This window comes from Pandoraea pnomenusa (assembly GCF_040391475.1).
Classification (GTDB): Bacteria; Pseudomonadota; Gammaproteobacteria; order Burkholderiales; family Burkholderiaceae; genus Pandoraea; species Pandoraea pnomenusa_C.
The window spans coordinates 138250-162203 of record NZ_JBEBXS010000005.1 but is presented as its reverse complement, the minus strand read 5'-3'; the positions used below and the strand labels follow the sequence as shown (position 1 = coordinate 162203).

The 23954-nt window shown below is 64.9% G+C and carries 25 protein-coding genes and 1 pseudogene; 12 read left to right on the top strand and 14 right to left on the bottom strand.

Annotated features, from left to right (window positions below; all coding sequences use genetic code 11):
* Positions 1-38 precede the first annotated feature (38 nt).
* The 6 genes from ABWO90_RS07855 to ABWO90_RS07830 all read right to left on the bottom strand — a co-directional run bounded on the left by ABWO90_RS07855 (position 39) and on the right by ABWO90_RS07830 (position 6741).
* Positions 39-1697, bottom strand: coding sequence for an ABC transporter permease (locus tag ABWO90_RS07855; RefSeq protein ID WP_353190646.1), 1659 nt, complete (start codon positions 1695-1697; stop codon positions 39-41).
* 2 nt (positions 1698-1699) lie between these two features.
* Positions 1700-2638 (bottom strand): ABC transporter substrate-binding protein, encoded by a 939-nt coding sequence (locus ABWO90_RS07850; protein WP_353190645.1) that lies wholly within the window; start codon positions 2636-2638, stop codon positions 1700-1702.
* 39 nt (positions 2639-2677) lie between these two features.
* The gene (locus ABWO90_RS07845; RefSeq protein ID WP_353190644.1) at positions 2678-3391 is read right to left on the bottom strand and encodes an ABC transporter ATP-binding protein; all 714 of its coding nucleotides are present in this window, start codon (positions 3389-3391) and stop codon (positions 2678-2680) included.
* Positions 3391-4527 (bottom strand): porin, encoded by a 1137-nt coding sequence (locus tag ABWO90_RS07840; RefSeq protein WP_353190643.1) that lies wholly within the window; start codon positions 4525-4527, stop codon positions 3391-3393. The genes ABWO90_RS07845 and ABWO90_RS07840 overlap by 1 nt, the downstream gene beginning before the upstream one ends.
* Positions 4528-4725: 198 nt before the next feature.
* Entirely contained in the window at positions 4726-6033 is a 1308-nt protein-coding gene (locus ABWO90_RS07835; protein ID WP_353190642.1) for an ATP-binding protein, read from the bottom strand.
* A gap of 3 nt (positions 6034-6036) precedes the next feature.
* Positions 6037-6741 carry a response regulator gene (locus ABWO90_RS07830; RefSeq protein WP_353190641.1) on the bottom strand — a complete coding sequence of 235 codons (705 nt, stop codon included), beginning with the start codon at positions 6739-6741 and terminating at the stop codon, positions 6037-6039.
* 256 nt (positions 6742-6997) lie between these two features.
* On the opposite strand from ABWO90_RS07830, the gene ABWO90_RS07825 reads away from it, so the two are divergent.
* Both ABWO90_RS07825 and ABWO90_RS25040 read left to right on the top strand, forming a co-directional pair.
* Entirely contained in the window at positions 6998-7876 is an 879-nt protein-coding gene (locus tag ABWO90_RS07825; RefSeq protein ID WP_353190640.1) for a MipA/OmpV family protein, read from the top strand.
* Between the two features lie 46 nt (positions 7877-7922).
* Positions 7923-8618: pseudogene (locus ABWO90_RS25040) on the top strand (SDR family oxidoreductase); the annotation flags it as partial.
* A gap of 496 nt (positions 8619-9114) precedes the next feature.
* On the opposite strand, the gene ABWO90_RS07815 reads toward ABWO90_RS25040, so the two are convergent.
* The 3 genes from ABWO90_RS07815 to ABWO90_RS07805 all read right to left on the bottom strand — a co-directional run bounded on the left by ABWO90_RS07815 (position 9115) and on the right by ABWO90_RS07805 (position 12003).
* Positions 9115-10023: a LysR family transcriptional regulator gene (locus ABWO90_RS07815; RefSeq protein WP_353190638.1), complete on the bottom strand. Its 909-nt coding sequence runs from the start codon at positions 10021-10023 to the stop codon at positions 9115-9117.
* Between the two features lie 100 nt (positions 10024-10123).
* Positions 10124-11071: a carbohydrate kinase family protein gene (locus tag ABWO90_RS07810; protein WP_353190637.1), complete on the bottom strand. Its 948-nt coding sequence runs from the start codon at positions 11069-11071 to the stop codon at positions 10124-10126.
* Between the two features lie 89 nt (positions 11072-11160).
* Positions 11161-12003, bottom strand: coding sequence for a sulfite exporter TauE/SafE family protein (locus ABWO90_RS07805; protein WP_353190636.1), 843 nt, complete (start codon positions 12001-12003; stop codon positions 11161-11163).
* Positions 12004-12063: 60 nt separating this feature from the next.
* Between ABWO90_RS07805 and ABWO90_RS07800 the strand changes: the two genes are divergently transcribed.
* Positions 12064-13083 carry a LysR substrate-binding domain-containing protein gene (locus ABWO90_RS07800; RefSeq protein WP_353190635.1) on the top strand — a complete coding sequence of 340 codons (1020 nt, stop codon included), beginning with the start codon at positions 12064-12066 and terminating at the stop codon, positions 13081-13083.
* Between the two features lie 240 nt (positions 13084-13323).
* Complete coding sequence (locus ABWO90_RS07795) at positions 13324-14736, top strand: methyl-accepting chemotaxis protein (protein ID WP_353190634.1); 1413 nt, start codon at positions 13324-13326, stop codon at positions 14734-14736.
* 117 nt (positions 14737-14853) lie between these two features.
* Here ABWO90_RS07795 and ABWO90_RS07790 read toward each other — a convergent pair whose 3' ends face one another.
* The 5 genes from ABWO90_RS07790 to ABWO90_RS07770 all read right to left on the bottom strand — a co-directional run bounded on the left by ABWO90_RS07790 (position 14854) and on the right by ABWO90_RS07770 (position 18519).
* Complete coding sequence (locus ABWO90_RS07790; protein WP_353190633.1) at positions 14854-15153, bottom strand: hypothetical protein; 300 nt, start codon at positions 15151-15153, stop codon at positions 14854-14856.
* A 489-nt stretch (positions 15154-15642) separates the two neighbouring features.
* A complete protein-coding gene (locus tag ABWO90_RS07785; RefSeq protein ID WP_353190632.1) occupies positions 15643-16224 on the bottom strand; it encodes a hypothetical protein in 582 nt (193 codons plus the stop codon).
* Between the two features lie 130 nt (positions 16225-16354).
* A complete protein-coding gene (locus ABWO90_RS07780; RefSeq protein WP_353190631.1) occupies positions 16355-16492 on the bottom strand; it encodes an entericidin A/B family lipoprotein in 138 nt (45 codons plus the stop codon).
* A gap of 109 nt (positions 16493-16601) precedes the next feature.
* Entirely contained in the window at positions 16602-16808 is a 207-nt protein-coding gene (locus ABWO90_RS07775; protein ID WP_353190630.1) for a CsbD family protein, read from the bottom strand.
* A 142-nt stretch (positions 16809-16950) separates the two neighbouring features.
* On the bottom strand, positions 16951-18519 hold the full coding sequence (locus tag ABWO90_RS07770; RefSeq protein ID WP_353190629.1) for a sensor histidine kinase: 1569 nt from the start codon (positions 18517-18519) through the stop codon (positions 16951-16953).
* A 236-nt stretch (positions 18520-18755) separates the two neighbouring features.
* Here ABWO90_RS07770 and ABWO90_RS07765 point away from each other — a divergent pair, with 236 nt between their 5' ends.
* The 8 genes from ABWO90_RS07765 (at position 18756) to ABWO90_RS07730 (ending at position 23951) form a co-directional block, all read left to right on the top strand.
* The gene (locus ABWO90_RS07765) at positions 18756-18932 is read left to right on the top strand and encodes a DUF1328 family protein (RefSeq protein ID WP_353190628.1); all 177 of its coding nucleotides are present in this window, start codon (positions 18756-18758) and stop codon (positions 18930-18932) included.
* A gap of 89 nt (positions 18933-19021) precedes the next feature.
* Entirely contained in the window at positions 19022-19183 is a 162-nt protein-coding gene (locus ABWO90_RS07760; protein ID WP_039374862.1) for a DUF1328 domain-containing protein, read from the top strand.
* A 137-nt stretch (positions 19184-19320) separates the two neighbouring features.
* A complete protein-coding gene (locus ABWO90_RS07755) occupies positions 19321-19878 on the top strand; it encodes a ferritin-like domain-containing protein (protein ID WP_353190744.1) in 558 nt (185 codons plus the stop codon).
* Positions 19879-19950: 72 nt separating this feature from the next.
* A complete protein-coding gene (locus ABWO90_RS07750) occupies positions 19951-20592 on the top strand; it encodes a response regulator (RefSeq protein ID WP_353190627.1) in 642 nt (213 codons plus the stop codon).
* Positions 20593-20605: 13 nt separating this feature from the next.
* The gene (locus ABWO90_RS07745) at positions 20606-21028 is read left to right on the top strand and encodes a response regulator (RefSeq protein WP_353190626.1); all 423 of its coding nucleotides are present in this window, start codon (positions 20606-20608) and stop codon (positions 21026-21028) included.
* Positions 21029-21381: 353 nt separating this feature from the next.
* Complete coding sequence (locus ABWO90_RS07740) at positions 21382-22416, top strand: methionine ABC transporter ATP-binding protein (protein WP_353190625.1); 1035 nt, start codon at positions 21382-21384, stop codon at positions 22414-22416.
* Complete coding sequence (locus ABWO90_RS07735; protein WP_039400341.1) at positions 22406-23059, top strand: methionine ABC transporter permease; 654 nt, start codon at positions 22406-22408, stop codon at positions 23057-23059. The genes ABWO90_RS07740 and ABWO90_RS07735 overlap by 11 nt, the downstream gene beginning before the upstream one ends.
* A 79-nt stretch (positions 23060-23138) precedes the next feature.
* Positions 23139-23951 (top strand): MetQ/NlpA family ABC transporter substrate-binding protein, encoded by an 813-nt coding sequence (locus ABWO90_RS07730; protein WP_353190624.1) that lies wholly within the window; start codon positions 23139-23141, stop codon positions 23949-23951.
* The last annotated feature ends 3 nt before the right edge of the window (positions 23952-23954 follow it).

Sequence of the window (23954 nt, the reverse complement as noted above, 5' to 3'; positions counted from 1 at the left end):
GGACGCGACACGAGTTCCTTGCGGGGCAAGCGGAACGCCTAGCCGTTCGCGGGCTTGCCGTTCAGTTTCGAGGCCAGCATGAGCAGCGTCCCGCTCACCGCCATCGATACCACCCCCATCGCCATCCCTTGCCCGATGGAGCCCTGCTCGAACTGACGCCACACGAAGATCGAAACCGTCTGCACACCGCTCGGCGCGAGCAACAGCGACGTCACCAGTTCGCGCGATGCGATGGCGAACACGATCATCAGCGACGCCCCGAGCGCGGGCATGACGAGCGGCAGCGTGATTCGCCGCAGCGCCACACCGGCCGGCGCACCGTGCACGCGCGCGGCGGCTTCGAGGGACGCGGCCGTCTGGCGCAGCGCCGCACTCGTGTAACGCACCGGGTACGGCAGCAGCAGGCAGCTGTACGACAGCAGCAGAATGCCCCACGTGTTGTACGGCGTGACCGGCCAGAACGGCAGATTCCACGCGAGGATCAGGCCCACCCCGACCACGATGCCGGGCAAGGCGTGCGGCAGCAGCGACAGTCCGTCGATCAGCACGCGGGCGCGCATCGTCGACTTCACGACACACCAGGCGCACAGGAAGCCGAGCACGCCGGTCACGAGCGACGTGCCGAGCGCGAGCGACAGGCTCGTCGCCAACGCTTCGAGTCCGTCCGCGCCCTGACCCAGCAATGCGACGAAGTGTGACGTCGTCAGATTGGCGACCGACAGGCCGCCCGAGAGCGTGCCCGAGAACGCCGTCGCCAATATCGAGAACAACGGTGCGAGCGTCGCGAGCAAGGCCACGAACCCGAAGCCGAGCAGCACCGGCCATTGCCAGCGCCCCAGCGCGCGTGGTGGCGAGGCGATCGGTTTGCCCGTCTGTGTCTCGAAGTCCTTGCCGGCCGCGAGTCGGTGCTGCAGCACGAAAGCACACAACGCCAGCCCCGCCAGCACGACCGAGAGGATCGATGCGCCGGGCAGGTCGATCGGCCAGTCCGCAAAACGGCCTTCGATGGACGTCACCAGCACGGAGAATCCGGCGCGCGCACCGAGCGCGGCAGGTGCGCCGAATTCCTCGATGGCCATCGTGAACGCCAACAGCAGACTGGCGGCAAAGGCGGGCAGCGCCAACGGCAGTGTCACTCGTGCGAACGCGCGCCATGCCGACGCGCCATGCACCCGTGCGACATCGGCCAGACGGGAGCCCGTCGTCGCGAACGCACGGGAGACGGCGAAGTACACGACCGGGAAGATGTTGAGCGTCATCACGAAGACGAGGCCCGGCAGCGAGAACAGGAACTGTCCGGCATCCAGCCCGGTGAGCTGTTGGGCGTAGCCGCCGGTTTGCAGCAGGAGCATCCAGCCGAGTGCCGCGAGATACGGCGGCACGAGAAACGGCAGCAGGAAGCACAGGTCCCAGAGCCGCGCGCCCGGCACATGAAACAGGCCGCGAACCGCCCCCAGCGCGCCGCCCACGAGGGCGGTGCCGAGGGCTACCGATACGCCGAGCCGCAGCGTATTGCCCACGAGCGGCAACGTACTGTCATGCGACAGCGTGGGCCACACGGCGGAGAAGGGCCCCGCGAAGGAACCCTGCGCAAGATTCGGAAAGATGGCCTGCAACAGCACGAACGCGACCGGTAACGCCACCACGACGGCGAGGGCTGCGACCGTCGCCGTCGGGAGTAGTCGGAGCGATTTCACCGTCAGTGCTGGCCGTTGAGTTTGGCGAAACGTGCCAGGACATCGGCGCGCGAGGCGCTCGACGATTGCGCGTCGCCTTGCGGCAGCAGACGCAGGTCCTTGAACGATGCACGCTTGATGGCGATGTCTTCGCGCGCCGGAATCAGCCAGGCCTCGGCCACCAGTTGCTGACCCTCTTCCGAGAGCACGTAGTCGATGAACTGACGGGCTTCGTTTTGCAGCTTCGAAGTGTTCAGGATCATCATGGGACGCGGGGCGATGACCGTGCCGCTCGTCGGGAAGATCACCTTCACGGCTTCGCCGTTCGCCGCCGCCGCGTAGGCAACGTAATCGACCGCGCCGAACACTGCGGCCTTCGCGCCTTGCAACACCGGGTTGAGCGCTTGCGCATTCGGGCCGGAGACGACCATGCCGTTATGCTTGAGATCGTCGAAGAGCTTCCACGCTTCGCCGCCCAGACGCGCCTGCAGGCCCAGCAGCAGGTCGGCCGATGCGCCCGAGAGCGCCGGGTCCGGCATGGTCACGAGATTGCGATAGGCGGGCTTGGTCAGATCGCGCCAGTCATGCGGCTCGGGCGTGCCCGACTTGGCATTCCAGACGATACCGAGTGCCGAGAGGCCCTGGGCGACATAGTGCGACGTCTTGAACGGGGCGGGCACGCGTGCGGCGTTGGCGCTCTGGAACGGCGCGAGCCAGCCGCGCTTCTCCAGATCCTGTGCCGTGTCCCACGACGCCGAGATCAGCACGTCGGCGCGCGGATTGGCTTGCTCGGCTTCGATGCGGGCCATCACCTTGCCGGTCGTGGCCTGAAACACATCGACCTTGATGCCGGTCTTCTTCTCGAAACCCGTGGCGAGCTTCTTGCTCAGGTTGCCGGGGCCGGCGGTATAGACGGTCAGCGCATGGGCGTGTTGCACGCCAACGCTTGCAGCAAAGGCCATGGTAAGTGTCGCGATAATTTTGCGGTGGAGCATTATGGGCTACCTCGTAATACGTTTGTCAACGCGCCCGTGGGCGAGGATCACGATCTGGTCGGCCAGCGCCTCGGCTTCGTCGCGGTCGTGTGTCACATACACGGCCGTGGTGCCCAGGCGCGTGAGCAGCGCGCCGATGTCGGCGCACAAGCGCGTGCGCAGATCGCGGTCGAGGTTGGAGAGCGGTTCGTCGAAGAGCAGCAGTCGCGGGGCCGCAACGATCGCGCGCGCCAGGGCGACGCGCTGTTGCTGGCCGCCCGAGAGCGCCTGTGGGCGCCGTGCGCCCAGACCGGCGAGGCCGACGAGCGAGAGGGCTTCTTCCACGCGTTCGGTACGCTCGGCGCGCTTCACGCCGCGCATCTCGAGCGGGAATGCCACGTTGGCCGCCACGCTCATGTGGGGCCACAACGCGTAGTCCTGAAAGACCATGCCGAGCGAGCGCAACTCCGGCGCGTGGCAGACGCTTGCGCTGGCCACGACCGTGTCGTCGAAACGGATTTCGCCCCCGGTGGGGGCGAGCAGTCCTGCGAGCAGTTTGAGCAGCGTGCTTTTGCCACAGCCCGAGGGGCCGAGCAGGGCGGTCGTGGTGCCGGCGGGGACATCGAGGTCGATGCCGTCGAGCACGCGCGCCGCACCGAACGTCTGGTGCAGCGCGCGCAGCGACAGGGACACGCCCGGCGACACGCGGCCTTCCTGCGAAGCGCGAGTGTCGCCTGCCATCAGAACGTGTGCTTGATACCGGCCATCGTGCCGAACTGGTTCTTGCCGGCGACCACGTTGGTGCCGAAACCGTTCAGACCGAGATCGGAACCATTGCGGTTCACGACGTAGCCGAGGTTCACGTAGACGTCGGTACGCTTCGAGAAGCTGTAGTCGGCGCTGACCTGGAACGACAGCGGATCGCGATTCGTGCCGTAGAAGTCCTGATACATCGCCGTGGCCGACAGGTCGAGCGTCGGCGTGGCGTGCCACGTCGTGCCCACCCAGTAGTAGCTCGACGCTTCCACCGGGCTCTTGTTCAGTGCCGAGAGGTGGATTGCCTTGGCGTTTAGGTAACGATAGCCCACGTACAGATCGACGCTTTGCAGCGAGTACTGGACAGCGGCGGCAATGCGGCGATCCATGTTGCCTTCGTAGCCGCCGACCTTCGAGGTCATGGCCGCATTGGGCAAGGTCGAGCCGCCGTTCTTCTGGTCGTACGCGATCACGAACGACAGCGGGCCGTTGGCGTAGCGCACACCGGCGTCGACGACCTGCGCGCGACGGTTGTCGCCCGGCGTCGTGCTGGACGCACCGAAGCTCACGTCGTCGTAGCCCTTCGAATACTGGACCATCGCTTCGAAGCCACCGAACTTGCCGGTGTAGCGCAGGCTGTTGTCCAGACGGTCGGAGAACGCCGTGTCCTGCATCTTGATCGCGTAGACCGCGTTGTTGAGCGGGTTGAACTTGCTCACCCAGTCAAGGAACACGCCGCCCTGACGGCCGATGGTGAACGACCCGACGGACTTGTTCGACAGGCCGACATACGCCAGGCGACCGAACTGGCGGCCGCCCTGGAGCGACTGGCCGTTGGCGATGTTGAAGCCGTTTTCGAGCAGGAAGAACGCCTTGTTGCCGCCACCGAGGTCTTCGGCGCCCTTGATGCCCCAACGCGAACCGGCGAGGTTGCCCGAGGTGACGCGCGTGAGGTTGACGGTGTTGCCGGCGGTGTTCTTGTCGGCGTTGGTGAGGAATTCGACGCCCGAGTCGATCAGCCCGTAGAGCTGAACGTTGGACTGGGCCAGAGCGGGCATGGGCAGGCTGCTGGCGAACGCCACGCAGCACCCCGCCGCCGCAATGCGGAAGTTGGGTTTCATTACTAAGGTCCTCTTTGGGATTAAATTGAGTCGCCAATGTAAGCGGCCAACATGTCGCGAACATGACAATTCGTCGTCATCCGAAATGAGACGCTGCAATGAAATCGGCCGGCGCAGCGCATGCGCGCTTGCCGACCGTGGGGGGCCGCTTGTTGCCACTGGTTGCTGGCGGGGCGCGCAGGTAGGCGCCCGTGCGGATCAGGCGGGCTGGGTACCCGGCAGTGTGATGGTGAAGCGTGCGCCGCCGAGCGGCGATGTGTCGACGCCGACGCGTCCGCCGTGCAGCAACGCAATGCGCCGCACGATGGCCAGCCCCAGTCCGAAGCCACCGGTGGCACGGTTGCGACTGCTGTCGAGCCGGTGGAACGGCTCGAAGATGCGGGCGCGCTCGGGCACCGGCACGCCTTCGCCGTCGTCGTCGACGTAGATCATGACCTCGCCGCTGTCGCACTGCCGGGCGCCGCAGACAATGCGTCGCGTGGTGTGGCGCATGGCGTTGTTGAGCAGGTTCTGCACGGCGCGTGCGAGCAGCTTGGGTTCGACTTCGACGCAATCGGCCCCGGGCTCGGCGGCAATGTCCAGCGCAATCGAGCGGGCGGCAAGCACTTCGGTGCAGTTGGCTGCGAGGCTGTCGAACATCAGGCGCAGCGATACGGCGTGGCGCGTGGGCGGTGCCGTGATCTGATCGAGGCGAGCGAGCGAGAGCAGTTCGGTCACGAGCTCTTCGAGTTCGCGAATGTCGCCTTTGAGGGCGTTGATGCGCTCGTCGGCGTCGGGCTCGTGGCGGCGCTGTTGCAGGATCTCCAGGCCGAAATCCAGGCGTGCAATCGGTGTTCGCAGTTCGTGCGAGACGGCATTGATCATGTCCTTCTGCGCCTTGATGGAGCGCTCGATGCGATCGGCCATCGTGTTGAACACGCGCACGAGCGCCATCAGGTTGGAGAAGCGCGACACGCGCGCCCGCGCGGTGAAGTCGCCCTCGCCGAAGCGGCTCGCCGCACGATTGAGCGCCTGCATGTCGTTCCAGTACCAGCGCACCCAGGTCAACACCGCGATCAGTGTCAGCAGCGCCAGCACCGCGTACGCGAGATAGTTGATCGTCTTGAGATTCCAGTCGGTGATCGTGCCGCTCTCGGAGGTCAAAACCCAGTTGGACTTGCCCAGACGCATGGCGTAGTGATCGCCGTCGGTGGCGGTCGCGATGACCTTGCCGTCCTCGAGTTGCTTGCGCACGTACTCACGTGGCAGCACGAAGCCGTCGAGCGGCTTGAGTTCGAACTTGTCGTTGCCGCGCGCCTGAAGATCGTTCAGGAAGTTCGGCCATTCCGATTCCGGCAGCGTATTCACGCGCTCGTTGATCAGCCATGCATAGGCCCCCAGTTGCTTCTGTGCGACCTGATTGAGCACGTCGTAGAAGATGTAGCCGAACGCGTAGTTGATGATGAGGATCGTGGCGACGAGCGAGATCGCCACGAGCGCGTAGAGCTTCAGAAGAATGCGAATCATGGCTTAGCTCTCCCACGCCGAAGGGCTGAAGAGATAGCCGCGTCCCCAGACGGTCTTGATGCGTTGCGGCTCGCCATCGGTGTCCTCGAAGCGCTTGCGCAGGCGATAGATGCCCACGTCGACGGTGCGGTCGATGCCGTCGAACTCGATGCCTCGCAACTGCTGCAGGATCTCGTCGCGGGTGACGACGCGTCCGGCCCCGCGCGCCAGAATCAGCAGCAGGCTGAATTCGTTGGACTTCAGCTCCACGGGCGTACCGCGCCAGAACACCATCCGATCGCGCGGCACGATGCGCAACTGGCCGAAGGCGAGGCCGTCGTCGGTAGCGATCTCGAATTCCGCTACAGGCGTGACCCGGCGCAGCAATGCGCGCAGGCGCGCGAGCAGCAGGCGCGGTTCGACCGGCTTGACGACGTAGTCGTCCGCCCCGACTTCGAGCCCCGCGACCTGATCGTAGGTATCTTCTCTCGCCGTGAGAATGAGGATCGGCGTGGTGCTGACGGCGCGCAACTGGCGGCAGATTTCCATGCCGTCCATGCCGGGCAGCATCAGATCTAGCACCACGATGTCCGGCGAGAACGCGCGAAAGCGCTCCAGTGCGCGTGCGCCGTTGGACACGACCGTCACTTCGAAGCGATAAGCGTGCAGGTATTCCGTGACGAGCGCAGCCAGGCGCGCATCGTCTTCGACCAGCAAGACACGGTACATGGCCGTATTCCTTTCCTGTTGTGCTGTGCCGCAAAGGGTCGGCGGCACTGTCGTGAAGCGCATTCTACTGCCCCGGAGCCCCACCGGGCGGGCGTTTCAAACCTGCGAACAATTGAAAACACTTGTTCACAACTCTCCTAAATCGGGTAACAGCCACGGCGGCGCATCACGCCTACCATGCGCTTCAACTTGCGACCCATCCGTAGGTCGCAATTTTCCCAACGAATGAATCTCACCCGGATTTTGTAGGAGTGCCATGAAAAGCCGCAATGTTCGTCTCGCTCGCCCCCATCGTCGTCTTCCCCGTCTGGCCGCCGCCAGCGCTGCCGGCCTGCTGTTTGCCGGCGCCGCTTCGCAGGCCGGGGCGGCCGAGCCGGCGCGCTACAGCGGGATTCAGCCCGACCAGAGCCTGCCCTCGCAGAAGCCCGAAAGCGGCTACGAGTTCACGATCGGCGGCGGCGTTGGCGTGTCGCCGCGCTACATGGGCAGCGACGAGTACCGCGTGACGCCCGCGCTGAACCTGGCACTGCAAACGCCCTATGGCGTGTTCGTCGGGCTGGGCGGCATCGGCTACCGGCTCTCGCTGGCCAAGGGCTTCTTCCTGTCGGCCGCGATTTCCTACGACGACGGCCGCAAGGACCGCGCCAAGGGACTCGACTCCGGCTCCGACAAGCTGCGCGGCATGGGCGACATCAAGGGCTCGGTGTTCACCACGCTGCAAGCCGGGTACGCCATTGGCGAGATCGCCGTGGTGAGCGTGGCGGCGGACATTCCGTTGTCCAACCGCGATCGCGGCAACGTCTACCGCTTCTCCGTGGATAGCGAAGTGTTCAAGGCGGCCAACGACACCATCGGCGTGGGCGCCACGGCGCACTTCGCCAGCGGCAAGTACGCACAGACCTACTTCGGCGTGACGCCCACGCAGAGCCTGAATTCCGGCTTCCGTCAGTACTCGGCCGGTGGCGGCCTGTACGGCGTGAGCCTCACGGCGAACTGGACGCACAAGTTCACCAAGCACTGGAGCACCAACGTGGCCGGCGGCCTGATGCGCTACACGGGCAACGCGTCCAGGAGCCCGATCGTGTTCAACAAGACCAATTACCAGGTCGCTGCAACGCTGAATTACACGTTCTGATTCACGCGTTGCAGTTCAGTCTCTTCTGTTTTGCGAGGCCATTGCCATGCGAATTCTCGTCACCGGCAGTACCGGTTTTGTGGGCGGCGCCGTCGTCGCCCAACTTCTCAAGGACGGGTTCGGTCCGTCGTTGTTGCTGCTCGTGCGCGCGCGTACCAGCAGCGACGGACTCGCCCGCGTGCGTGCGGCGATGGATCGCTTCCGTGTCGCGCCGGTACACCGGCTCTCCCTGACGGAAGCGAATATCGTGTGCGGCGATCTTGCGCAGCCGGTCTCGTTCGAGGACGACCCGCGCATGCGGCGCGTCACCCACGTGATTCACGCGGGCGCGATCGCGAGCTTCTCCGCACATCCGCAGCTCGACGTCGTCAACGTAAACGGCACGCTCGCGCTCGCGCGCGCGGTGGCCGCGTCGCCGGTGCTGGAGCGCTTCGTGCACGTGGGCACCGCCATGGCGTGCGGTGACGCGCTCTCCGGCCTGGTGCAGGAATCGCACGAGCTTGCGCGCGCCGATCATCAGGTGGTGCCGTACACGGCATCGAAGGCCGAGGCCGAGCGCCGCTTGCGACGCGAGTGGCCCGGCTTGCCGCTCGTGGTGGCGCGTCCGTCCATTGTGGTCGGCCACACGCGCCTCGGATGCGAGCCGTCGGGCAGCATCTTCTGGATGTTCCGCATGGTGCAGTTGCTCGGCGCTTTTACCTGCGGCCTCGACGACCGGCTGGACGTGGTGCCCGTGGACTTCTGCGCCGACGCGCTGATCGATCTGGCGTTCCTGCCGCACCTGCGTCACGACCTGTATCACGTGTCGGCGGGCGAGGGCAGCACGCGCACGATTCGCGAGATCGAAGCGGCGCTCGCCAGGGCGCGGGGCGTGCCCCCGCTCGGTGAACGGTTCCGTCATGTCGGTGCCGCGGAGATCGACCGTCTGACGCCGGCGCTCGCGCACCAGTTGGGGCAGGGCAACAGCCGCCTGATGGCCAAGGCGTTGCGTCGCTACGGCTCGTTTGCCGCGCTCGACTATGTGTTCGACAACCGCCGTCTGCTCGACGAAGGCACACCCGTGCCGCCGCCGGTAACCGACTACCTCGACGTGTGCGTGCGCTCCTCGGAAGCCACCTCGGTGGCCGAGCAGATGGCGTGGGATTTCAAATGAGGCCGTAGGAGGTCGGCCTGACGCGCCGGTCCGGTGAGCATTGCGACGAGTGCCGTGCAGTGTACGATGGGGTCGCTGTCACGTGTCACCGCAAGGCAGCCGGATCGGCAGCGTCCCCCGCGAAGCATTGCGCAAGGAAGCGCTCGGTGGGGCGCGACAGGGCGTCGGCGTGCGGCACGAGCGCCGTCAGCAAACGTTTCAGACCGTGCGGCGGGTCGATGCGCACGGCCTTGAGCGCCGCGTCCTCGTGTCGCATCGACATGGCCGACACAAAGCCCACCCCCATGCCGGCGCGCACGGCTTCCTTGATACTTTCCACCCCCGCCAGTTCGAGCGCGACACGCGGCGTGAGTCCGGCCACGGAGAACGCCCGCGCCACCAGCGCGCGCACGCCGGAGCCGGGTTCGCGCAGGATCAGCGGATACTCGGCAATCGCCTGCAACGACGCCCCCTGCGGCCACTGCGCGAGCGGGTGGTCGGCGCGCGCGATGGCGACGACCTCGTCGTCGCGCCACGGCCGCACCGCGATCTCCGGCGACAGTCCCGGTGGCACCGTCCCTTCGATGAACGCCACGTCCAGCCGGTCGAGTTGCGCCACGATTTCGCTGGTGTTGCCGTCGACGATATGGAGCGCGACGGCCGGGTAACGTTGATGGAATTCCGCAATCACGTAGGGCAGCAGGTAGCTCGCGGGCGTCGTGCTCGCGCCGATGCGCAGCGCGCCGGTCTCCATGCCGCGGAGGCTGTCGCGCAAGGCCATCGCCTGACGGTAGTCCTGGCGCAGCTTGTTCGCGTACACCGCCACTTGTTCGCCTACGGCCGTGAGGCGGATACCGCGCCCGTCGCGGCGGTAAAGCGGCTCGCCAAATGATTCCTGCAACAGTCGCAATTGCCCCGATACCGCCGGTTGGGAGAGGTGGAGCGCTTGCGCGGCGTGGCTGATGTTGCCAAGCTCGGCGACGGTCGCAAAGGTCAGCAGTTGGTCCGGCGTCATGGCGAATTCATCGGCTGTGGTGATGATTTGACGTCATCATAGCCAATATTTCGATGATTGAGCGGGCAGCACCAGGCGATCGCGGGTGGCTCGTGGCCGGTCAGCGGGTCGATGACGCTTGCGCGAGCGCGTCCACGGCCTCCCAATCGGGCGCGTGGGCGCCGGTGCGGGTGCAGGCGAGGGCGGCGGCCGCAGCCGCGCGGCGAAGATGATGGGGGAGCGGTGCGTCGGGTGAGCGCGTCAGGCTGGCGAGCCAGCCGCCGATGGCGGCGTCGCCCGCACCCACGGTATCCGCCACGTCGACCCGGTAGGCGGGCTGCGTGATGACCGCGCCGTCCGGCAGCAGCAGGCGCATGCCGCGCTCGCCGTCGGTGAGCAGGATGTGCGCCTGTGGCGCGATGCGTCTGACGTCGGCCAGCGCGTCGACGTCGGTGGATGCGGGATAGAGCCCGCGCAGGTCTTCCACCGAGAGCTTGAGCCAGGTAGCGAGCGTGGCCATGCGGGTGAAGGTCGCGTGGTACGCCGGGCCCATCAGGTTACGCAGATTCGGATCGAAACTGATGGCCACGCCACGAGCATGGAGTCGCGACGCCAGCGAGACCAGCGTGGTCGCAAGCGGTTCGCGCACGAGGCTGATGCAACCGAAGTGGGCGGTGCGTGCCGCTTCCTGCCAGCCGGCGGGCAGCCCGTTCGGATCGAAGGCCAGATCGGCAGCCCCTTCGCCAAGGAAGAAATACGCGGGTGGGTCGTGTCGGTGGACGACGGCCACGAGTGGCGGGGCGTCGACCGGCTGGAGATAGCGCTCGTCGAGCCCGGCGTCACGCGAGAGCGCGAGCAGCTCGGTGCCGAACGGGGCGTGCGTGCTGATCGCGCCGCCGTAGCCCGTAGCCACGCCCATCGCCGCACTCACGCGGGCGACGTTCCAGCAAGCGCCCCCCGCACGGCTGACCCATTGACGGCCGTCGTCGCCGGGCAGGCGGATCAGGTCCGTGAGTGCCTCACCGAAGACGAGCAGGGCTGGCAAGGGGGCGGCGGCAACGCTGGACATGACGGGCGAGTGTGAGAACGAAGACGAGGCCGTCAGCATACCCGCTGGCGCGGCGCCTCGTCGCGACGATGGCCTGCGACGTTGACATCTCAACCGCGCAACAGCAGCGCGATCCCGGCGGCCAGCACGACGACATTCACGGCCTTCACGAATTGCTGACGCGAGAGCCGCAGCGTGATGTGCCTGCCGAGCCACATGCCGACCATCATGGCGGGCACGAGCGACGCCGCCGTGACGAGCATCGACACATTCGCGTAGACCCCGGCGAACAGGAACAGCGTGGCGCGCACCAGCGTGCTGAAGCCGATCAGCGTGGATTGGGTAACGCGCATGGCTTCCACGCGCTCGAGACGGCTCGTCAGGTAAATCGCAAAGATGAAGCCACCGCTGCCGAACATCGCCCCGAACAGGCCGCCGAGTGCGCCGAACGGGATCGCCCATGCCTGCGACAGACGCGACTTTGCGCGGGGCCCGATCAGCGAGAACACCGCGTAGCCGCAGACGAACCAGGCGAGCGCGCGCAGCAGCACGTCCGGACGCAAGGTCAGCAGCAGCGCACCGCCCGCGAGGCTGCCGGCGACGATGGCGGGCACGAGCCGTCGCAACTCGCTCGTGTCGGCCGCCCGCGCATTGCGCACGACACTGCCCGAGGCGGCGCTGAAGTCGAGCAACGCGAGCATCGGCACGATCTGCGCGACCGGCATCGCGTAGGCGAGCACGGGACTGGCGACCAGCGCGGTGCCGAAGCCCGCAATTCCGAAAATGACGTAGGCGACGACGAGTGCGGCGCTCATCAATAGCCAGTGGCCGGGTGATGGCAGCGCGGTGGTGAGGGTGTCGAGCAGCGGGGAGGACAGCGTCGAGAGCATGGTGACGGACGAGGTGTAGCGAAGCGAGTGGCGCGCAGAGGTGCGCAGGTCTTCCGTCAGCATAGGGGCGCGTGCCGGGCTGGCGCCAATATAGAATGTGGCGATATTCGATCTCGAAATGGCATGGTCATGGTGTCGCTGCGGCAGTTGCGGTATTTCCTGGAGGTGGTCGACGCGGGTGGCTTCAGCGCGGCGGCCGAACGTCTGTTCGTCGCCCAGTCGGCGCTCAGTCGCCAGATTTCCGAGCTGGAACGCGAGCTTCAGGCGGTGTTGCTAGAGCGCTCGTCGAAGGGCGTCACGCTCACGCCTGCGGGTCGCACTTTCGTGGACGAAGCCCGGCGCGTGCTCACCGAACTCGAAGGCTCGGTCGCGCTCACGCGCAGTGTGGCGCGTGGCGAACAGGGCACCGTGCGGCTGGCTCACTCGAGTTCCGTGCCGTTCGCGGGCGCGCTGCCCGCGGGCTTGTACGCACATCTGAAAGCGCATGCCGGGGTGAGTGTCGATGTGTCGACGCTGTCCTCCGAGCAACAGCAGGACGAGATCGAAGCCGGGCGTGTCGATCTGGGGCTGGTGCGTCTGCCGGTGCTGCGGCCCGCGCCGTCGCTCATCTGCGAAACCATCGCCGTGGAGCGTCTGCAGCTGCTGGTGCCGCCGGGTCACGCGCTCGCGCAGGCAACGTCGGTGAGCGTGGCGGCGCTGGCGGACGAGCCGTTCGTCTCGGTCCCGCACCGCGAGCGCGGCGGGTTGAGCTATCGCGTCGCACAGCTTTGCCAGCAGCACGGATTCTTCCCCAGGGCCGCAGTCGCCACGTCGCGCAAGGCCACGCTCCTCAATCTGGTCGCAGCGGGCTTCGGCGTCGCCATCGTGCCGGAAAGTCTGGGGGCGCTGGCCGGGCCGGGCGTGCGCCGCATCGCGCTCGACGAGGCCAACGCCAACAGCGAGGTCGCGCTGCTGCACCGCCGCGACGCCGGCGCGCTGGTGCTGGCCGTGGGCGAGGCGTTGCGCGCTGCGCTGGCGGGCGCGCCTGCCAGCGGCGCCGAAGGCACCGAGGCTGCCAGGGCCACCAAGGCCACCAAGGCCACCAAGGCCACCAAGGCCACCAAGGCCGTCAGCGCTGTGGCGAAGCGCCGCACCGTGCAGTAAGTCCGGCGTAAGCCTTGCGTGAGAGGGTGCCTCCGATACGTCGAAAAGTCGCCGAAATCGGGGCGGCAACACGCGAGGAAACCCTCAAGTCAGCCGTTTTTTCTCCCGTTATACTTTTCGACACTTAGTGCACATAAGCACTAGCGTGTGGCGCGAACGTCCATCTGGCGTTTCCGGCAGTACCGGTGACTGTCGCGCCCTCGTCATAACAAGCAGATCAGAGATGCGAGGAGACTGACGATGGGGCTATTCACGCGCACAAGGGGAGCCGCGCAGACCGTCAACATCATGAACGAGGTGGCCGTGAACGCGGGCACGCTCGGCGTGGAGTTGTGCGATATCGCGGGGAACGTCGACGAGATCGCCGTGCGGGTCAAGCGGCAGGCCGAAGTGTTTCAGGAGCTGCGTCGCGCCGCCACGGACACCAGCGAAGGCAACCAGCGCATTGCCGCTGCCGCGCGTGAAGCGCGCGACGTGGCCGATCGCGCCAGCGGCGAAATTGCGGCCTCGCGCAGCACGGCGGACGCTTCGCTGGCATCGATCCACGGGCTGGTCGAAGGCGTCTCGGGCATGGCCGAGGAAATCGCGGGTCTGCGCGAAGCGCTGGAACATGTCGGCAAGGTGGCCGAAGGGATTTCCGTCATCGCCCGTCAAACCAATCTGCTTGCCCTGAATGCTGCCATCGAGGCCGCGCGTGCCGGGGCCGCCGGGCGAAGCTTCGCGGTCGTGGCCACCGAGGTCAAACTGCTCGCGAGCAAGACCGCCGAGGCGACGCAGCAAATCGAACACACCCTCACCGCGCTGGGCGAACGCACCCAGCGACTCATGCGCGAGAGCAATGCGAACGTGGCGCGCGCCAGCGAAGCGCGCGAAGGCACGCGCGCGATTGCGAGCGTGATCGAGACGGCCGGCTCGGCGCTCGACACGTTCGATCGTCAGGCCGGACAGATCGCACAGGACAGCGAAGCCATCGAGACCGAATGCTCGACGCTCGCCGCGCATGTCGACGAAATGGCCGACGGCGTCGCGCATTCCGCCGAGCACGTCGAAAGTGCACGTGAGCGCATCAACGGTCTGCTGTCGGTGTCGGAGCATCTGATCGGGCTGATTGCCGAAGCCGATGTCGAGACGGCGGACACGCCGTTCATTCGTGCCGTGCGGCGCGCCGCGAAGCAGGTTGGCGAGAGTTTCGAGGCGGCGCTGGCCAAGGGCAAGATCAGCGAGCAGGAGCTGTTCGACCGCAGCTACGAACCCATTCCCGGCTCGAACCCGCAGCAGTTGATGGCGCGTTTCACGCGCTTCACCGACGAAACGCTGCCCGACATTCAGGAGCCGCTGCTTGGCCTGAACGATCGCATCGCGTTCTGCGCGGCCGTCGACGAAAACGGCTATCTGCCCACCCACAACCGCAAATTCTCGCAGTCACCGACCAACGATCCGGTATGGAACGCGGCACATTGCCGCAATCGCCGGTTGTTCAACGACCGCACCGGCGCTGCAGCGGGACGCAACACCAAACCGCTGTTGCTGCAAACCTACCGGCGCGATATGGGGGGCGGGGAATTCGTGGTGATGAAGGACGCGTCGGCACCGATCTACGTGAACGGCCGGCATTGGGGCGGTTTCCGTATCGCGTATCGGGTGGCGCAATAAGCACCGCGACGAGATTTTTTCCCACCTGAAAAACAAACGCGCCACCGGTTGCAAAGCCGGTGGCGCGTTGCGTTGCGCTCGGGCAGTTGACGCCGTTACCCGGGCATCAGCCGTCGATCAATAGCGATACCAGCGGCCGTGGCGCCAGTAACCGTGACCACCATAGTACGGGCGGCCGTAGTAGACCGGGGGCGCGCCGTAGTAGACGGGCGCCGGGGCAACGTAGACCGGCGGCGGGGCGACATAGACCGGCGGAGGCGGCGCCACGTACACCGGGGCCGGTGCATAGACCGGGGCCGGTGCGATCAGCGGTACGCCAATGCCGATACCGACCGAGACGTGAGCCTGCGCCGTCCCGATCGCGCCCGCGGCGAGCGCGATCCCGGCGATGGCAAGGGCGGCAAACTTGGTTTTCATGACATTTCTCCTGCGGACTTGGCAGCGTACTGATGACAGCGCTCGCACGGCACCATGCCGTTCGACGCGCCCGGTGCCCGCCGGCACCCTGGTTCGTCAGATTCCTTGGCTTAACTTTACTGAAGTTCCGAATCTCGGGCGGGACGCAATTGTTGCAAAGTATGCGCACTGACACCGCATGGGGAACGTCCGGGCGTGGAAAAGCTGCCGCCAAACGTGTGAATCAGGCCCCCATTCTATTCAGAATCAACGCTTTGCGCTCGTTTCGGTTGACGCCGTCGCGCGTCGGAACGATGCCGCCGAGGTCCCGGCGGCGCGACACTTGTTACATTCATTTACATGGGGTTGCGCGCGTGTGGCGCAAAAACAGCGGCGGATGCCGCTTTCGCAACATCCGCCGCCGCCGGCGTAACCCGCATGCGGTCGTCACGCCGTCTCCTCCCCTGCTAAACCGGTGTCGGCCCCGCGTTTGCCGGGCCGGGTGCCTGCTTACTGATGGAAGCGCGCCTTGGCGTCGGCCACGCACGCGTCCTTGCTGTTGCCGGTCATGGCGTCGCAACGCTCGAGCGCGGCCTTGTACTGGGCCTTGTTCGCGTCGGCATTGGCGTCTTCACGCGCCGCCATCGTGTCCTTCGACGACTCGCGGCTCGTGCGCATCACCTTGGCGTCGCCGTACGCCTTGGTCTTGGCCGCGTCCGCGTCCTTGCGGCAAACGTCCTTGTCGTTGCCCTTCTTGTCGTCGCAGCGCAGCTTGGCGACGCCGTAATCGGCGTCGGCCTTGGCCACTGCCGCGTCGTAACGCGCCTTGGGCGTTTGCTCGTAGTCGGCTTCGGCGTTGGCCTTGGCGACCTTCTCGTTGCCCTTGGCCGACTCGACGCAGACCTTCTTGGCGTTGTCCTTCATGTCGTCGCATCGTGCAGCAGCGGCCTTGTAATCGGCCTCGGCGGATTTCTGCGCCGCCTCGTAGCGATCCTTGGCTGCGGCGTCGGCCGCGTTCGCGGCCGCCGTGCCGAGCATGCCCGCGGCCAGACAGGCGCAGGTCAGCAAGTTCATGGCGATTCGGTGTGACATCTCGTCCTCCTGTTGAGCTGACGGTTCATTTGACGATCGGGGGGCGATAGCGGGCCATATGGGGCCATATGGGGCCATACAGGGCCCAAAGGGGCCGATCGGGGCCGAAGCAACGATCAGGCAGCAAAACTTACTTGTTGCGGTCGGCGGCGCCCTGGATCGCTTCTCCACCGCGTTCGACGTCCTGGCCGGCGCCGTGAATGGTGTTGCAGCCTGCCAGGCCGAGTGCGAAACCCGAGAGCAGAGCGATGGCGATCAGTCGTTTCATTTTGATTTCTCCTTGGGGGATGGCGTCGTCGGTCGCGCAAACGGCGCGCGACGGCAGCACGAGACGATGAGGGGAATGCCCGCCTCCCGGCGGGCGCGACAACACGCGCTTACCAGAGCTTGTGATGGTTGTTCCAGCTGTCGACTTCCCGCTCGGCTTCGGCCTTTTCCTTGCCGTAGCGCTCCTGGATCACACCGATGAACTTGTCACGGTTGCCCTCGATCTTGAGCAGGTCGTCGTCGGTGACGTTGGCCCACTGCTTCTTCACTTCGCCCTTGAGCTGGTTCCACTTGCCCTTCATTTGATCCGAGTTCATGACCACTCCTTATGGGTTGGGTTCAGGCCTTGCCGCACACCGAGGTCTCGGGCGCGGCAGGTGATTCCATGGTAGGGAGTGCGAAATGTTCGCGCTGTCAGCCGCGACAGCGTCGCGGTGTAGGCGGAGTCGGGTTGCGCTGTCAGTGCATTCCGACGCGCCGCGACGCAGGCTCGGCGGCGTCGGTGGCATCAGGTGCCGGCGCGGTGGTGCTGTGGTCGCCGTCGGTTGCGGGCGAGGTGGGCTGGGTGGGCGGGGTGGCAGGAGAGGCGTGGGGGGATGGCGCGTGTGACGCGGTACTTTCCGTGGCTTCGGTCGCGATCTCCGGCGCGTCGGCCGGATTGCACAGCGGCAGCACGACCTGAATCTCGGTGCCCATGCGTTGCGGCAGCGAGTGGATGTCGATGCGCCCGCCCTTGGCCGATACACGTTGACGCATGCCGAACAGGCCGTGTGTCTTGGGCTTGTTGAACTGATCGCGGGTGAGGCCGATGCCGTTGTCGATGACTTCGAGCCGCACGCGTTGCTCGTCGCACGCGAGCGCCACGCGAACTGTCGTGGCGCGTGCGTATTTGCCCGCGTTCGTCAGTGCTTCCTGCGCGACGCGAAACAGCACGATGGCCGTAGATTCGGGCAGCGCGAAGTCTTCTTCCGGCAGATCGAGATCGAGCTGCCAATGCTGTTGGTCCGCAGTCTCTTCTGCGAGCGAGCGAAGTGCCGTGACAAGTCCGAAGTTGATGAGCACCGTCGGGCGAAGATTCTCGATGATGCGGCGCTTGATCTGAATCCCCGAGTCGAGATTGCGCTGCGCACGCGCGAGCTTCTCGGCAATGACGGGCTCGGTATTGCGCAACTTGTGATGCGCCCATGTCACGTCCATCTTGCAGGCGGTGAGGATCGCGCCGAGTTCGTCATGCAGTTCGCGCGACAGCCGTGTCTTCTCGTCTTCACTCACGTTCTGCAAGTGCGTGGCGAGTTCGTCGAGCTGTTCGGTGCGCTCACGCACGAGACGATCCAGATGCGTTTGCTGTTCGTGCAGTTGATCGCGGGCGAGCTGCTCCTGACGCATCTGTTTGCCGAGCGTGCGAAAGAGCATCACGAACAGCAGGATGGTGAGCACCGAAAGCGCGCCCGCACTGATCGCCGAAATGGCCTGGTCGAATCGTCCGTTGCTTTGCGCCGTGCGCGCACGGGCAAGTTCACGGTTGTACAGATCGGTCAGGCCGATCTGGACCGGCTCCATCGTGCCGATACCGAGATTGGATGGCGAGAGCGCTTCTTCGAGGCTCATGCTGCCTTGCTGGACGGCTGCGCGCGCCGCTTCCATGGCGGTGATGCGCTGCGAGAACAAGGTCATCACGCGCGCGAAATCCTGCGTTGCCTGCGTGTCGCCAACGTCCTGGTAATGCGCAATGACGACCGCCGCGAGATCGCGAATGCGGCGCACCGCAGACAGATAGGGATCGAGGTAGACCGGGTCGCTCGTGAGCAGATAGCCGCGCTGGCTCGACACGACGGTCGACGTGCGCGCCATGATCTCGTTGAGCTCGTTCGCCGCGATCATGCCCTGCAGTGCCGCCTCGTACGTTGACGCCAGCCGGCGGTGCGCGGACTCCAGCCCGATCAGGCTGCCGACCGTGATGACGATCGCCGCGATCATCGCGATGATCCAGCTTCGACGGCGCAACCAGGACGTAAACAATCGGGGCATGAGGGTTTGACCGGAGATGAGACGCGTTTCGATCATAAGTCGAAAAACGCGACATTGCCCAAATTGTCAGTCAATTCCTACGCAAAAACCAGCGCCGGCCGGGCAGTCTCGTCTGCGGGCTTTTTCTACCATACACACAGCACCCAGGAGTTCGTGCGGCCTGACATCAAGGGAACGCGGGACCGAGGGAGCCAAGAAAGTCTCCGGGAAATGATGCTTTGACCAAGGAGAACGCTATGTTGAAGTGGGCTTTGTTGTTCGCACTGATCTCGCTCGTGGCTGGCCTGCTGGGCTTCACGGGGATCGCCGCCGGTGCCGCCGGGATCGCGAAGATCCTGTTCGTGCTGTTCCTGGTGCTGTTCGTGATCTTCCTGCTGCTGGGGCTGACTGTCGCCAAGAAGATCGTCGACTAGACGGGGGCTGCGGCACGGTGCGATGTGCCGCAGCCAAGCCGTGAGGCGATACGTCGCCTCGCGGACTGTCCAACTACAAGGAGGTTGCGATGCTTCACTACGCCGTCGTGTTTTTCGTGATCGCATTGATCGCCGCGGTTTTCGGTTTCACGGGTATCGCTGCCGGTGCCGCCGAAATCGCCAAGATTCTGTTCTTCATTTTCCTGGTGATCTTTTTGGTCACGTTGCTCTTCGGGGTGGTTCGACGATAGCGGCCAGCGTGCGCGTGCCTGAACGTGTTGCGCGCCGCCGACCCCGCCCATCCCCCATGAAACTCTGACAGGAGGAATCGCTCATGCACACCGCCAAGCACGCCAAGCACCATGCCAAGCATCAGGGCAAGTACGCCATGACCGGCAATGGGCACAGCCAGCACGCGGGCGAGGATTTCGAAATCGACGTTCGGGCGCTGCGTGAGCGGGCCCGGGACCATCTCGACGATGGTGCCGTCACCGAGGACTACCGGGCCGATCGCGACGCCGTCGTGCAGATGCTCAACGGTGCGCTGGCCACCGAACTCGTGTGCGTGCTGCGCTACAAGCGCCACCATTTCATGGCGACCGGCATTCATGCGGAGCCGGTCGCGGCGGAATTCGCCGAACATGCCGCACAGGAGCAGGATCACGCCGATCGCATCGCCACGCGTATCGTGCAGTTGGGCGGCGAGCCCGACTTTTCACCGGACACCCTCTCGTCGCGCAGTCATGCCGAATATGTCGCGCCAAACAAGCTGCGCGACATGATTCGCGAGAACCTGGTGGCCGAACGCATTGCGATTGAGAGTTACCGCGAGATGATTCATTATCTGGGTGACCGGGATACCACCACGCGTCGCTTGCTTGAAGAAATTCTCGCCGTCGAGGAAGAGCATGCCGACGACATGCGAGACTTGCTCGACCGGGAGTGACGGTCATGGCACGCGCACCGTTCTCCCAAAAGCGCTGCCCGTTGACCGATGGGGACAGTCTCTGGAGCTTAGATGTCACTGACAATAAAAATCCTGATTGCCGACGACCACGCCATCGTTCGTACCGGCTTCAAGCAGTTCATTGCCGACGAGTCGGACATGGAAGTGTTGGGCGAGGCCGCGAGCGGCGACGAAGTGATTCGTGCCGTTCGCGATACGGCATTCGATGTCGTGCTGTTGGATATCGCCATGCCTGACAAGAACGGCATCGACACCCTGCGCGTGATCAAGCAATTGCGGCCCGAGCAGGGCGTGCTGTTCCTGTCGACGTATCCGGAAGCGCAATACGCGGTGAATCTGCTGCGCGCCGGGGCCAACGGTTATCTGATGAAGGACGCGGCGCCCGAGGAAATCATTCGGGCGATCCGCACGGTGGCACGCGGCCATCGCTATGTCAGTGAAGTGACTGCCGATCTGCTCGCGCAGAAGCTCGACCAGCCGGTCGACGAGCCGATGCACGAGCAGCTCTCCGAGCGCGAATTTCAGGTGTTCTGCAAACTCGCCCAGGGGAGAACGCCCACGGAGATTGCCGACGAACTTCATTTGTCGGTCAAGACCGTCAGCACGTACCGCGCGCGTGTGCTGGAGAAGATGCATTTGAAAACCAATGCCGATCTGACGCTCTACGCGCTCAAGAACGGCTTGATCAGTTGAGAGAGAGGCTGTCATGTCAACCGGGAACGCAGCAACGCATCCGGAGGGCCGATCTCCCCTCAAAGTGCTGCTGATCGAAGACTCGGCCGTGATTCGAGAGAGCCTGTCCGAGGCGCTCGGCTCGACCGGGATGCTTCAGGTGGCAGGGGTGGCGGAAACGGCCGACGACGCGGTGCGCACGCTCAAGGAAGATTCGTTCGACGCCGTGATCGTCGATATTCAACTGCGGCGCGGCTCCGGCATGGATGTGCTCTCGTATCTGCACGATGCGGGAATGCTGCCGCAGTTGATGGCCATCGTGCTGACGAACTATGCGCTCGCAACGTACCGCAAGCGGTGTCAGCAGCTGGGTGTTCAGTACTTCTTCGACAAATCCCTCGAATTCGATCGTGTGATCGAAGTACTCGACGACTTCGCCAGTAGCCGGCGAGCCTGAAACGCTTCGCGCTGCTGCGGCATTCGGTGCCGCCGTGCGCCGTCTGTCTTGCATTCTCGTCAGGCGAGAATCTCGCTCCCTTTTAGCGAAATCACCTCACGTTTTCTCATTTGAGAGGGCGCGTCATACGTCGCGCGCGCATTTCGTGTTGCATTGCGACGCGAGGTCGGATCGTCGCGTTGCAATCGCCGCGCGATCGCGGCGATTTACGATGAATTTCCGTATAAAGAGATCAAATTTTATTATTTTCAACTATTTAGGTGCATGGGCTAGAATGTCGGCTTCACGCTAAATACTGAGTCTCGGCGGCGCACTGTGGGCAGTTTCCGGCAGTGGGGCTGCTATTTTTTTGCATGATCGAACTCCAGAACATTACCCAGCGCTTCGCTGGGCCCAAGGGGCCGATCGACGCGCTTTCCAATATCAGCCTGTCGATCGAGCGCGGCGAAGTTTTCGGCATCATCGGCCGAAGCGGCGCCGGTAAAAGCACGCTCGTGCGTGTGATCAATCTGCTCAACCGTCCGAGCGACGGTTCCGTGCGTGTCGACGGTCAGGATCTGACTTCGCTCTCGGCGGACGACCTGCGTCAGGCGCGCCGTCGTATCGGCATGATCTTCCAGCACTTCAACCTGTTGAGCTCGCGCACCGTGTACGAGAACGTGGCGCTGCCGCTCGAACTGGCAGGCCTGCCGGCAGCGGACATTCGCGCCAAGGTCCTGCCGCTGCTCGAACTGGTGGGTTTGACGGCACAGAAGGATCGCTATCCGGCGCAGATCTCCGGCGGCCAGAAGCAACGCGTGGGCATCGCCCGTGCGCTTGCGAGCGAGCCGCAGGTGCTGCTCTCGGACGAAGCCACGTCGGCGCTCGATCCCGAGACCACGCGCGCGATTCTCGATCTGCTCAAGCGCATCAATCGCGAGCTGGGACTGACCGTCGTGCTGATTACGCACCAGATGGAAGTCATCAAGCAGGTGTGCGACCGCGTTGCCGTGCTCGACGCCGGCCGTGTGGTCGAGCAGGGACGCGTGATCGACGTGTTCCTGCGCCCGCGCCACGAAGTCACGCGCGCGCTCATCGGCGACGTGATCTCGCAGGAGTTGCCGGCGGGCGTGCGCGAGCGCGTCGCGTCGCGTCTCGGCAACGGGCACGATCACCTTTACCGCCTGGCCTTCTCGGGTGCGGGCGTCGATCAGCCGCTGCTCTCGGAAGCCATTCGTCGCTACGAGCTCGATTTCAACATCCTGCATGGCCAGATCGACGAGATCCAGGGGCAGGCCTTCGGGTCGCTCGCCGTGCTCGCGGGCGGCACCCCGGCCCGGGTGGCCGAAGCCATGGCGTTCCTCGCCAGTCAAGGCGTTGTCGTTGAGGAGCTGAGCCATGTGGAGTGAAATGTTCGATCTGTTCGTCTCGTCGTTCTGGGAAACGCTCATCATGGTCGGCATCTCCGGCCTGATCGGCGCCGTCGTGGGCGTGCCGCTCGGCGTGCTGCTCTATCTGACGGATCGCAATGGCGTGCTGCAGAATCTGCCGACCAACCGTATCGTCGGTATTCTCGTGAACGCGGTGCGTTCCACGCCGTTCATCATCTTGCTCGTGGCCGTGATTCCGTTCACCCGCCTGATCGTCGGCTCGTCGATCGGCACGATGGCTGCCGTGGTGCCGCTGACCATCGCCGCTGCGCCGTTCGTGGCGCGTCTGGTGGAGACGGCGCTGCGCGAAGTCGATCGCGGTCTGATCGAAGCGGCCCAGTCGATGGGCGCGACGACCGGCCAGATCGTCATGAAGGTGCTGCTGCCCGAGGCGCTGCCCGGTATCGTGGCGGGCCTGACGATCACGTTCGTCAGCCTGGTCGGCTACTCCGCGATGGCAGGGGCCATCGGCGGTGGCGGCCTCGGCGATCTGGGGATTCGCTACGGCTACCAGCGCTTCCTGCCGGAAGTGATGATTACCGTCGTGCTGATTCTGATTGTCTTCGTGCAACTGGTGCAGACGTTCGGCGACTGGTTGGTGCGTCGCCTCAGCCATAAATAAGTCCCGCATAACAACATCGCCGGTTCGCTGCGTCTCTGACACATCAACGCCGGCATTTCACTCACACGCGAGGTTTTCTATGCAACGCCGTACGATTTTCAAGCTGCTGGCCGGCATTGGTGCCGCCACGGTATTCGCCACGCAATTTGCTGCCACCGCCACGGCGGCCGACGCCATCAATCTGAAGGTCGGCGTCACCGGCGGCCCGCACGCCCAGATCTTCGACGAAGTGAAGAAGGTCGCCGCCAAAGACGGCCTGAATCTCAAGGTCATCGAGTTCAGCGACTATGTGCAGCCGAACGCGGCACTCGCCTCGGGCGATCTGGACGTGAACAGCTACCAGCACCAGCCGTATCTCGACGCGCAGGTGAAGGATCGCGGCTACAAGCTCGAATCGATCGCCAAGACCGTGATCTTCCCGATGGGCATCTATTCGAAGAAGCTCAAGTCGCTGGCCGATCTGAAGACGGGTGACAAGGTGTCGCTGCCGAACGACCCGACCAACGGCGGCCGCGCGCTGCTCCTGCTCCAGAAGCAAGGGCTGATCAAGCTGCGTGCCGACGCCGGTCTGAAGGCCACGCCGCTCGACGTTGCCGAGAATCCGAAGAAGCTGAAGTTCGTGGAACTGGACGCCGCCCAACTGCCGCGCTCGCTCGACGACGTGGCCGTGGCCGTCATCAACACTAACTTCGCGATGGAAGCCGGTCTGAACCCGAAGAAGGACTCGCTCGCCATCGAAGACGCGAACGGCCCGTACGCCAATGTGCTGGTCATTCGCTCGGCCGACAAGAACAAGCCCTGGGTGGCCAAGCTGATCAAGGCTTACCATTCGCCGGAAGTGAAGGCCTTCATCGAGCAGAAGTTCGGCGGGTCGGTCGTCACCGCCTGGTAAGGC

Bases quoted from the DNA above. Each gene is read 5' to 3' on its own strand.
- ABWO90_RS07740 (WP_353190625.1), top strand. From the start codon at position 21,382: ATGATCGAACTCCAGAACATTACCCAGCGCTTCGCTGGGCCCAAGGGG.
- ABWO90_RS07810 (WP_353190637.1), bottom strand. From the start codon at position 11,071: ATGTCCAGCGTTGCCGCCGCCCCCTTGCCAGCCCTGCTCGTCTTCGGT.
- ABWO90_RS07835 (WP_353190642.1), bottom strand. From the start codon at position 6,033: ATGATTCGCATTCTTCTGAAGCTCTACGCGCTCGTGGCGATCTCGCTC.
- ABWO90_RS07790 (WP_353190633.1), bottom strand. From the start codon at position 15,153: ATGAAAACCAAGTTTGCCGCCCTTGCCATCGCCGGGATCGCGCTCGCC.
- ABWO90_RS07775 (WP_353190630.1), bottom strand. From the start codon at position 16,808: ATGAACTCGGATCAAATGAAGGGCAAGTGGAACCAGCTCAAGGGCGAA.
- ABWO90_RS07840 (WP_353190643.1), bottom strand. From the start codon at position 4,527: ATGAAACCCAACTTCCGCATTGCGGCGGCGGGGTGCTGCGTGGCGTTC.
- ABWO90_RS07770 (WP_353190629.1), bottom strand. From the start codon at position 18,519: ATGCCCCGATTGTTTACGTCCTGGTTGCGCCGTCGAAGCTGGATCATC.
- ABWO90_RS07785 (WP_353190632.1), bottom strand. From the start codon at position 16,224: ATGTCACACCGAATCGCCATGAACTTGCTGACCTGCGCCTGTCTGGCC.
- ABWO90_RS07850 (WP_353190645.1), bottom strand. From the start codon at position 2,638: ATGGCCTTTGCTGCAAGCGTTGGCGTGCAACACGCCCATGCGCTGACC.
- ABWO90_RS07830 (WP_353190641.1), bottom strand. From the start codon at position 6,741: ATGTACCGTGTCTTGCTGGTCGAAGACGATGCGCGCCTGGCTGCGCTC.
- ABWO90_RS07735 (WP_039400341.1), top strand. From the start codon at position 22,406: ATGTGGAGTGAAATGTTCGATCTGTTCGTCTCGTCGTTCTGGGAAACG.
- ABWO90_RS07755 (WP_353190744.1), top strand. From the start codon at position 19,321: ATGACCGGCAATGGGCACAGCCAGCACGCGGGCGAGGATTTCGAAATC.
- ABWO90_RS07845 (WP_353190644.1), bottom strand. From the start codon at position 3,391: ATGGCAGGCGACACTCGCGCTTCGCAGGAAGGCCGCGTGTCGCCGGGC.
- ABWO90_RS07825 (WP_353190640.1), top strand. From the start codon at position 6,998: ATGAAAAGCCGCAATGTTCGTCTCGCTCGCCCCCATCGTCGTCTTCCC.
- ABWO90_RS07760 (WP_039374862.1), top strand. From the start codon at position 19,022: ATGCTTCACTACGCCGTCGTGTTTTTCGTGATCGCATTGATCGCCGCG.
- ABWO90_RS07780 (WP_353190631.1), bottom strand. From the start codon at position 16,492: ATGAAACGACTGATCGCCATCGCTCTGCTCTCGGGTTTCGCACTCGGC.
- ABWO90_RS07730 (WP_353190624.1), top strand. From the start codon at position 23,139: ATGCAACGCCGTACGATTTTCAAGCTGCTGGCCGGCATTGGTGCCGCC.
- ABWO90_RS07800 (WP_353190635.1), top strand. From the start codon at position 12,064: ATGGTCATGGTGTCGCTGCGGCAGTTGCGGTATTTCCTGGAGGTGGTC.
- ABWO90_RS07750 (WP_353190627.1), top strand. From the start codon at position 19,951: ATGTCACTGACAATAAAAATCCTGATTGCCGACGACCACGCCATCGTT.
- ABWO90_RS07805 (WP_353190636.1), bottom strand. From the start codon at position 12,003: ATGCTGACGGAAGACCTGCGCACCTCTGCGCGCCACTCGCTTCGCTAC.
- ABWO90_RS07765 (WP_353190628.1), top strand. From the start codon at position 18,756: ATGTTGAAGTGGGCTTTGTTGTTCGCACTGATCTCGCTCGTGGCTGGC.
- ABWO90_RS07815 (WP_353190638.1), bottom strand. From the start codon at position 10,023: ATGACGCCGGACCAACTGCTGACCTTTGCGACCGTCGCCGAGCTTGGC.
- ABWO90_RS07745 (WP_353190626.1), top strand. From the start codon at position 20,606: ATGTCAACCGGGAACGCAGCAACGCATCCGGAGGGCCGATCTCCCCTC.
- ABWO90_RS07795 (WP_353190634.1), top strand. From the start codon at position 13,324: ATGGGGCTATTCACGCGCACAAGGGGAGCCGCGCAGACCGTCAACATC.